The following is a 7,642-nucleotide window of genomic DNA, read 5'->3' on the forward strand; positions in this document are numbered from 1 at the left end:
CCCGTGACGTCGACTACGAGTTCGAAGGCGACCGCGTTGAGATCGACAGCGACGACCTCGATGTCGAAATTGACGGCTCCGACATCGAGGTCGAGGGGCGAGACAACGACCTCGATTTCGAGCTTCGCGACGACGGTGACGACCTCGATGTCGAGAGCGATGACTTCGACATCGAATTCAGAGATGGTGAATGGGAGGTCGAAAGTCACAACGGGGATCTCGAAATCGAGAGCCACGGCGACAGCGTGGAGATCGAAGGTGACAGCTTCGACATCGAAATCTTCAGGAGCCACGTCGAAATCGACAGCAGAGACTTCGATATCGAGATCGACTCGGACGGTGAGGTCGATATCGAGACAGACGACTTCGACGTCGAGTACGCCGACCCTGAACTCGACCTAGAGAGTGACAACCCTGACCTCGAACTCGAATTCGACGGCCAGAGAGTCGACATCGAAACAGACACACTCGACATCAGGACTGTATTGCGATCACGCCAATAAATATACAAATATAGTCAAAACACGCGTCGATTTTTCCGCCGTCATTTTTGCTCTGTGCGAGAAGGCGGCTTGATTCTGCTGGCCACCGCACCGGATATTAGTTGCGCGTCGCTGAGGTCGATACCCACGCCGAGTGGGGAACCTCAAAGCACGAACCACGAGGCTATTGGAGGCATATTGCAGTGAATCGTCTAGAGCACTGGCTTCTATAGTAGCGTTCGCAACTGGTGACACATCCAATCACACGACAGCGGTCGGTCGAGTGTGCACTGACTTGCAAACGCTACTATAGCTCTAACCGATGGGACTCATCTGTAACCGGCTACGAATTCGCCGGGGGAGCATTGATGCTGCACCAGTTGGGTGGTAGAGGTGTCTCTCAACTGTCTACGGGAGCCAAAATACTGTGAGGTCTCCAGTGTCGGTTAGGGAGACGCGATATCGCAATTCCAACCGGGGTCGTGTCCGGTGCGGTCGATGAGGTCGGATCGACACGCCGGACAATAGTCGGGCGTATCCGATTTATTCTGCGGGACGTACACTCCGCCACCGCACTCCACGCACGCATCAGGAACGATGGTTGCACAGTCCGCACAGATGTTGAAGTCGTCAACTGTGAGGTCGCGCAGGGATTCGAGTTGTTTATCCAAGATGTACTCGTCGATGACCGCCTGACAACTGTGACATGGCTTCATAGCGATACGCCATGACACATGAAACCATATCACAAAAACTTATTGGCACTGAGTTGAGGAATTCGCTGTCGCACAGTTTGCGAGTCAATGCCACGCACTTGGGCAGTTTCGAGACTCGATTGCTTCCGAGAATGGTTTTTTTGGAGTTGGTTAGCCTCCAGTTGAGGCCTGTCTGATTGTTATTTCAGCCGACTTCTACTGAACTATCTGATAGGTGGGTGTGTGAGTCTAACAGCCAGTTCAATGCGAGAGTAGTGGCAATATATATATATATACACACTTCGAGATGAAGTCGATTTTGCTATGAGCCCTCCCTTCTCACGTCGTCGGCTTCTCGCACTCGGTGGTTCAGCCGGGGGAATTGCCCTCGCTGGGTGCCTTGACGCCGTTACAGGAAACGAACAGCAGGTCTGCTCTTCGGGCTATCGTGACGTCGGAGAAGTGTTCATGAAGCGGTCGATAGTGGACTACCTTCGGTATGCGTCGTTGACGGTGCCACAATCTATTTCGCCAGGTGAGCAATTCGTGGCGACACTCACAAACGAGTCCACTGACCCACTCACCACACTTGGGAAACCGCGATATATGATTCAGCGGTTAAGCTCTGACGGCACGTGGCGGAATACCATCGGTGTGCCCGAAGAATATGAGTGGTCACCGTCTCAGCGAGTGCTGGAGCCTGGTGAAGAATTCCGATGGGAAATGACACTTAGCGCTAACGAATTTTCAGGTCCGTTCCAACGGTGTACGGCACACACACCAGCCACGTACCGATTCATTTACTGGGGGTTCTCCGAACATGATGCAGGCATCGCACTCGCCGCGCCATTCGAGGTCGTTGAATAGCGGCGAGTTGATACACTCACGCCCTGTAGTTACTGTTTGACCTTCGACTAGTTCCGAGACGAGGTTAGTTTCGGAAGTCCTCACGAGAAAAGGTTCGTTTGTAACCCAATGTAACGCTGCAGACTGGTGAGATCATCGTGCTTCAACCCAACTAGGGTTCGTCTGTAACGCAATTCGGACGGTCACGTTCTTCGGCTCGACGCCGCTTCAACCCAACTAGGGTTCGTCTGTAACCGTCTGTCTCGACACGGTTGGCGACGAGCCCGACGCTTCAACCCAACTAGGGTTCGTCTGTAACGCGAGAACATCCACGGTATCATCTCTCTCAAGTGGGAGCTTCAACCCAACTAGGGTTCGTCTGTAACTCCTCGTTGGTCGGTTTCGGTATGTCGGGCCAGCGGCTTCAACCCAACTAGGGTTCGTCTGTAACTCGACTTCGAGGTGGTCGCTGTTCGGAGCGAGGTTGCTTCAACCCAACTAGGGTTCGTCTGTAACACGGCCGATTGACGGCGACCTCGGCCAACACAAAAGCTTCAACCCAACTAGGGTTCGTCTGTAACACGGCCGATTGACGGCGACCTCGGCCAACACAAAAGCTTCAACCCAACTAGGGTTCGTCTGTAACGTGTGTGGATGTCGCGAACGAACGTGACTCGGCGCTCGCTTCAACCCAACTAGGGTTCGTCTGTAACTGTCTCGCATCCCGATCACCACCGCGGGCTTTGCGGGGCTTCAACCCAACTAGGGTTCGTCTGTAACGGTACGGTCCTGTGCTTGCGCACATAGACTACTACAGCTTCAACCCAACTAGGGTTCGTCTGTAACAGGTCATTCCGTCCCACAACATAGTCAACGATGCTTTGCTTCAACCCAACTAGGGTTCGTCTGTAACGGGAATACAATTCTGGACCACTGAGATAGCCGTTTGCTTCAACCCAACTAGGGTTCGTCTGTAACTATCAAAGAGATCACGGCGAACAGCGCACTCACGGCTTCAACCCAACTAGGGTTCGTCTGTAACCCGCCCGTGATGCCCGGTGCGATTGAGTTCTTGAGGCTTCAACCCAACTAGGGTTCGTCTGTAACGACATCATCCACGTCTTGGACATGCACGCATCGGCTTGCTTCAACCCAACTAGGGTTCGTCTGTAACTCGCCGCACGCGCGACAGACGATTGGTTCGCCGGGCTTCAACCCAACTAGGGTTCGTCTGTAACCCCCGCCTTGTCGCAGATGGACTCGTACCGACGCATGCTTCAACCCAACTAGGGTTCGTCTGTAACCATGCCCGATTCGAGGGCATACAGCCTCCTACACACTACTCCCACTCAACAGTTTCCGTCGACCCCCAATACCCCCCAACCCCCCGGGGGGTCGACGGAAATTCAGGTCAAGACCCACGTAACGGACTTCCGAGAACACCGGGACGCGCGATACACCAATTCCTCAAAATGATAAAAATTAAACTAACTGTCGTTCTACTTATGACATGGACAAGCGAGTAGTCGCAGTAACAGTCCTCATCTATACGATTCTCGCGGGAATCATTACTGTCGGTGCTATCTATCTAACGACACACTCTGGGTTATATCTCGTCCTGACCGCAATTATCGGGGTCGTGTTGGTAGCTCTCGGTGGTGGTCAAGCAGGAAGGACGAATGTGACTAGTGAAGGCGTCCAGGAAAAAGAAGCCATTGGCAGAGGAGTGGTTGGGAATATTCACTTACCATCAACATCTGGAACGGACAGTACTCGAATTATTTTAATCTGCTATGGCTTGGGTCTGTTTCTTTGGTCTGTGATTATTCTTCAGTTTTTCAGATCTGGGCTCCAATGACACTCTTAGACTGGCACTGTCTATAGTAGCGTTTGCAACTGGTGACACAGCCAATCGCACGATAGCGGTCGATCGAGTGTGTACTGACTTGCAAACGCTACTATAGGTAACCCAGTTTGAGAAGCGAGTAGGTCGTTGAGTTAGTTGCTCGGAATACTCGCAGCCCTGCACATCGAGTGCTTTGCGGCGGATATGAAGAACTGTAGAATGGAGAGCAGACTGCAGCCTGCATGGGATATTGGGACGGTGGGATTTGAACCTCAGTCGCTCTGCTCGCTTCGCTCGCGACGCTCCCTGGTTCAAATCCTCCGGGTGCCTTACACACAAAATCACGCCGTCCGCGCGCGACGGAGCGCTCGCTATGTGGGTGATTTTTGAGAGAAAATGGGGCCGGAGGGATGTGCACTAGACGGGAAAACCGAAGGGACCGCCTTGTTGTCGGTCGATTCTGAAAGCATCTCACGCACCTTCCTCGATATCGAGTTCGAGCGCGATTTCTTGACGGCGCTCACGGAATCGCTCAAGCTCGTCGGCTTTGTCGTAGTAGCGACGAATCGTCGCAGGCGCAGCGTTCACACGCTCCGCGACAAGCTCAATCGGGATGCCACGGTCAAGTTGCCACGTAATCGATCCCGTCCGAATCGCATGCGGAGACCGCGACGACGGGCACTGACTCGACTTGTTACGATTCGTGTACGAACACGAATGGCGATCACGACCGTGAGGACAGGCGCGGTAAAGACACAGCTGCGTCGCGAGGTACGACCAGCAGCGAAACGTCGTATCTGACGGACGGCCCTGACGAGCGGCGAACAGCGGCTCTCGCCCGCTATCATCGCGTTTGTCGGACCGCTCGCGGGCGATGTACGTATTGAGAACATCGACAACCGTCTTCGGAACGCCGACAATACGCTCACCATCGGTCTTGTTCTTCAGTGGCGTGCCAGAATCAGGGCGGTGAACGAACTGGAACGTCTGTTCACTGGCATCAAAATCGGAGAGGTCCAGCGAACGAAGGCCACCCATTCGAGCACCAGTATGCCACGCTACTTCGAGGAGAGCGTGCCACGCGGTTCCGTAGTACTGCGTCGAGCTTCGATAAAACTCAAGCAGAGACTTTGCCTCGTCGGTTTCGAGTTTATCGTCGCTTGTCTGCTGGTCCTTGGTCAGTTTTGGTACTTCGACCTTATCCAGAAGGTCTTCATCGACAACCTCGATACGGACGCAGTACTTGAGGAGTTGCCGAACGGCGGTCATCGAGCCCTTGATAGTGGCGGGAGCGACGTCCTGTGCCGACCGGAACGCAAGGAACTCGTCAAGGTGCCAGCCCGTGAGTTCCGACATCGACTCGATGTTCTCGGACTCACACCAGTGCACGAAAACATTCAGGCGGTTCGAATAGCTCCGAACCGTCCTCTCCGTTGAGTTTCGCTTTCGACGGGCAAGGAACCGCTCGCGAGCCTCGCGAGGCGAGAGATCGCGCGGACCACTCACAGGGACCACCTCGCGCGGTGGACAACCTCACCATCGACGACCTCGGACTCAACGTCCAAGTCATCGACATCAACACCCATCTTCGTCGAAACCTCAGCGACGAACTCACGTTCGGAACGACCACGAAGGTAATCCTCGATGTCGTCGACAGCGGCGTTGAGATTCCAGAGTGCGCGCTTGAGACGACCACGTTCCGCAGCGTTCGACTCCGACTCACGGACCGACCGGGTCACCCCCATGACGTGGTCGATATCCGAAAGTGTCGCACCAAGGCGCTTGGTGCGTGCCTCGGACGTTGCAGAGTCAGACACGGTTAGTCACCACCTTTGCGTCTCTCTGAGGCACTGGCTCACCACAATGGTCGTGTTCGTCACAGACGAAAATCGGCTCAACTTCGGTCGTGATATGCACGCCGTTCGGGTTCACACGCGACTTGACGCGGATGAAATGGCACTTACTGGCCGGACTACCGCACCGTCTTCCGGTATAGTCCTCATGGTATTCGCAACGCTTCTTTGGGATGTCCTTCGCATGCTCAATTGCGGATGCGGATGTACCGCCGTCGGTGAGAAGCGTCTGCTGCTCGGAGATCTCCTCGACGCCGTCGGCCGAGCCGCAGTCGTCACACTCGTCCTGCCACTCGAAGACAACCGCCCCGCAGTCCGGGCACGGCTCTGCGTAGTCGTGTCGCAGGAGCGACTCGCGTTTCTTCTGCCGCTGTTCAGGTGTGAGCGGGTCAGGGCCGGACGTCATGGACGCATCACCCCGTCGCAGTTGGGGCACCGAAGAACGTCGCCAGTCTGATAGAGGGTGCTCACTTCCCACGTCTTGCCGCACCCTTCGTTCGGGCACTTGACCGGGTTCTTGGACAAGTCCGACGCTGGTCTCGCGGCGGAGTGCGCGTAGCTCACGAAAACGTCGAACTCGCCATGAGATCCAATCCAGTGTTCGTCGAGGATGACGACAGACGGGTTGTCCCGGAGCTTCTCGTACTGCTGTTTCGACATCGCCGCAGACACGCCGACGTCCTGTTCCGTCTCAGTCCCCGTGCTCGAACTCATCACAAGTCCTCCGATTCGTCGAGAACGTAGTTGCCTGCCTCAACCAGTGCCTTCAGCTGTCCACGAGTCAGAACGAACGTCTTTGAACGCCCTCCTTTCTCGCAAAGCTGGATGCTGTACTCTCCGTTTTCGTATGCGCCGATCTTCGAACGGTCCATGTCGATATAGGGGAATCCGTTCGGCCCTCGCTCAATCTCTGATTCCGAACTCATCCCTCCATCACCAACTGGACGTTCTCGCGGGGGACCCACGTCGTAAGTGGACCGCCACAAAGTCGGACGTAGTGGTTGAAAACCTCGATGCGGCCTTCGTGCCGGACGGCGTCTTCGCCGCCCTCGTAGTAGTAGGCAGTCCCATGCTTGACGACCGCGAGTGGTTCACAGTCGCTCACTGTTCTTCACCCCCGTCAGCAACCGCCTCGGAGACTTCAAGACCGGCGAGGTGGGCCATGTGTTCAGCCTCTCCAGCGACCATCGCACGAGCGAGTCCGGTCGACGCGTAGGAGTTCGTCCGGCGGTCGATTTCGCCCTTCTCAACGACGTCCATCTCCACGAGGTCATCGAGATTCGGGTAGAGTTGACCATGACCCACTTCCTTCCCGTAGCGTTCGCTAAGGACTTCCTTGATAGCGAGACCATACGGGACGTCGCCATCGTTCTCGAGTTCGATGATGGCCTTCACGAGTTGCTGCTGGATTTCTCTTAGGTCAATCCAGCGGACGCCGCCATCGGCGACAGCCCGCTCAGAAGAATCCTCAGCAACACGCTCAATCTTCCAGCGGACGGGCGTGGACGCGCCAGTATTCCATTTCGAGATTTCGAGGCCGGGCGCGTCGATGGGCTCAAACTCCTCGCGTGAGCCGTTGAGACGCGACAGCCAGTAGCCAATCTCGCGGGTCGAGGAATCGATGTCGCCCGCGATTCGTTTCGCGGTGACGATAGTCCAGTCACCGGGAGTGATTTCCGCGCGAAGATGCGCGACGATACAATCGAGGTTCTCAGAGTCGTAGCTCATAGTGTTAGTCCTCCAGTTGCGCGATATCGCTCGCGCGGACGAATCCAAGTTCACAGCCACACGGCTCAACAGTGTGACGGCCGGGACTGTTCGCGGCGAAGCCTTCGATGAGACTCCCACACGCGAGGCAGTTTGCAGACTGTTCTGCGGTCGTGTCGGGGGATTTATCAATCACCCCCGAGAGGGTTTCAG

Annotated in this window: 11 protein-coding genes and 1 CRISPR repeat array; of the genes, 2 read left to right on the plus strand and 9 right to left on the minus strand. The window is 55.5% G+C overall.

The genetic code is table 11. The annotated features are described in order from the left end of the window. On the plus strand, positions 1 to 503 hold a 503-nt coding region (locus QT222_RS10530), incomplete at its 5' end, for a DUF4097 family beta strand repeat-containing protein (protein WP_491477142.1). A 425-nt stretch (positions 504 to 928) separates the two neighbouring features. On the opposite strand, the gene QT222_RS10535 is transcribed toward QT222_RS10530, so the two are convergent. After that, positions 929 to 1,198, minus strand: a complete 270-nt coding sequence (locus tag QT222_RS10535) for a DUF7571 family protein (protein ID WP_491477143.1) — start codon at positions 1,196 to 1,198, stop codon at positions 929 to 931. A gap of 985 nt (positions 1,199 to 2,183) precedes the next feature. Then, positions 2,184 to 3,327: direct repeats of the CRISPR family, unit length 30 nt; unit sequence GCTTCAACCCAACTAGGGTTCGTCTGTAAC. A 206-nt stretch (positions 3,328 to 3,533) separates the two neighbouring features. Here QT222_RS10535 and QT222_RS10540 point away from each other — a divergent pair. After that, positions 3,534 to 3,881: a DUF8070 family membrane protein gene (locus tag QT222_RS10540; protein ID WP_081603710.1), complete on the plus strand. Its 348-nt coding sequence runs from the start codon at positions 3,534 to 3,536 to the stop codon at positions 3,879 to 3,881. 459 nt (positions 3,882 to 4,340) lie between these two features. Here the strand turns inward: QT222_RS10540 and QT222_RS10545 are convergent, their stop codons facing one another. The 8 genes from QT222_RS10545 to QT222_RS10580 form a co-directional block, all read right to left on the minus strand. Then, on the minus strand, positions 4,341 to 5,384 hold the full coding sequence (locus QT222_RS10545; RefSeq protein ID WP_491477144.1) for a tyrosine-type recombinase/integrase: 1,044 nt from the start codon (positions 5,382 to 5,384) through the stop codon (positions 4,341 to 4,343). Continuing rightward, positions 5,372 to 5,686, minus strand: a complete 315-nt coding sequence (locus QT222_RS10550; RefSeq protein ID WP_491477145.1) for a hypothetical protein — start codon at positions 5,684 to 5,686, stop codon at positions 5,372 to 5,374. Before QT222_RS10550 ends, QT222_RS10545 begins: the two co-directional genes overlap by 13 nt. Continuing rightward, positions 5,679 to 6,128, minus strand: coding sequence for a hypothetical protein (locus QT222_RS10555; protein ID WP_491477146.1), 450 nt, complete (start codon positions 6,126 to 6,128; stop codon positions 5,679 to 5,681). Before QT222_RS10555 ends, QT222_RS10550 begins: the two co-directional genes overlap by 8 nt. Next, on the minus strand, positions 6,125 to 6,436 hold the full coding sequence (locus tag QT222_RS10560; protein ID WP_491477147.1) for a hypothetical protein: 312 nt from the start codon (positions 6,434 to 6,436) through the stop codon (positions 6,125 to 6,127). The genes QT222_RS10555 and QT222_RS10560 overlap by 4 nt, the downstream gene beginning before the upstream one ends. Next, positions 6,436 to 6,648: a hypothetical protein gene (locus QT222_RS10565; RefSeq protein ID WP_491477148.1), complete on the minus strand. Its 213-nt coding sequence runs from the start codon at positions 6,646 to 6,648 to the stop codon at positions 6,436 to 6,438. The genes QT222_RS10560 and QT222_RS10565 overlap by 1 nt, the downstream gene beginning before the upstream one ends. Continuing rightward, a complete protein-coding gene (locus QT222_RS10570; RefSeq protein WP_491477149.1) occupies positions 6,645 to 6,827 on the minus strand; it encodes a hypothetical protein in 183 nt (60 codons plus the stop codon). Before QT222_RS10570 ends, QT222_RS10565 begins: the two co-directional genes overlap by 4 nt. Beyond that, positions 6,824 to 7,450, minus strand: coding sequence for a helix-turn-helix transcriptional regulator (locus QT222_RS10575; protein WP_491477150.1), 627 nt, complete (start codon positions 7,448 to 7,450; stop codon positions 6,824 to 6,826). Before QT222_RS10575 ends, QT222_RS10570 begins: the two co-directional genes overlap by 4 nt. A gap of 4 nt (positions 7,451 to 7,454) precedes the next feature. Continuing rightward, the coding region (locus QT222_RS10580) for a hypothetical protein (RefSeq protein ID WP_491477151.1) at positions 7,455 to 7,642 on the minus strand (188 nt) is incomplete at its 5' end.

Source organism: Haloferax sp. s1 (assembly GCF_058382125.1).

Coding starts and splice junctions, on each gene's coding strand:
- QT222_RS10535 (WP_491477143.1), bottom strand. CDS start 1,198: ATGAAGCCATGTCACAGTTGTCAGGCGGTCATCGACGAGTACATCTTG.
- QT222_RS10540 (WP_081603710.1), top strand. CDS start 3,534: ATGGACAAGCGAGTAGTCGCAGTAACAGTCCTCATCTATACGATTCTC.
- QT222_RS10555 (WP_491477146.1), bottom strand. CDS start 6,128: ATGACGTCCGGCCCTGACCCGCTCACACCTGAACAGCGGCAGAAGAAA.
- QT222_RS10560 (WP_491477147.1), bottom strand. CDS start 6,436: ATGAGTTCGAGCACGGGGACTGAGACGGAACAGGACGTCGGCGTGTCT.
- QT222_RS10565 (WP_491477148.1), bottom strand. CDS start 6,648: ATGAGTTCGGAATCAGAGATTGAGCGAGGGCCGAACGGATTCCCCTAT.
- QT222_RS10575 (WP_491477150.1), bottom strand. CDS start 7,450: ATGAGCTACGACTCTGAGAACCTCGATTGTATCGTCGCGCATCTTCGC.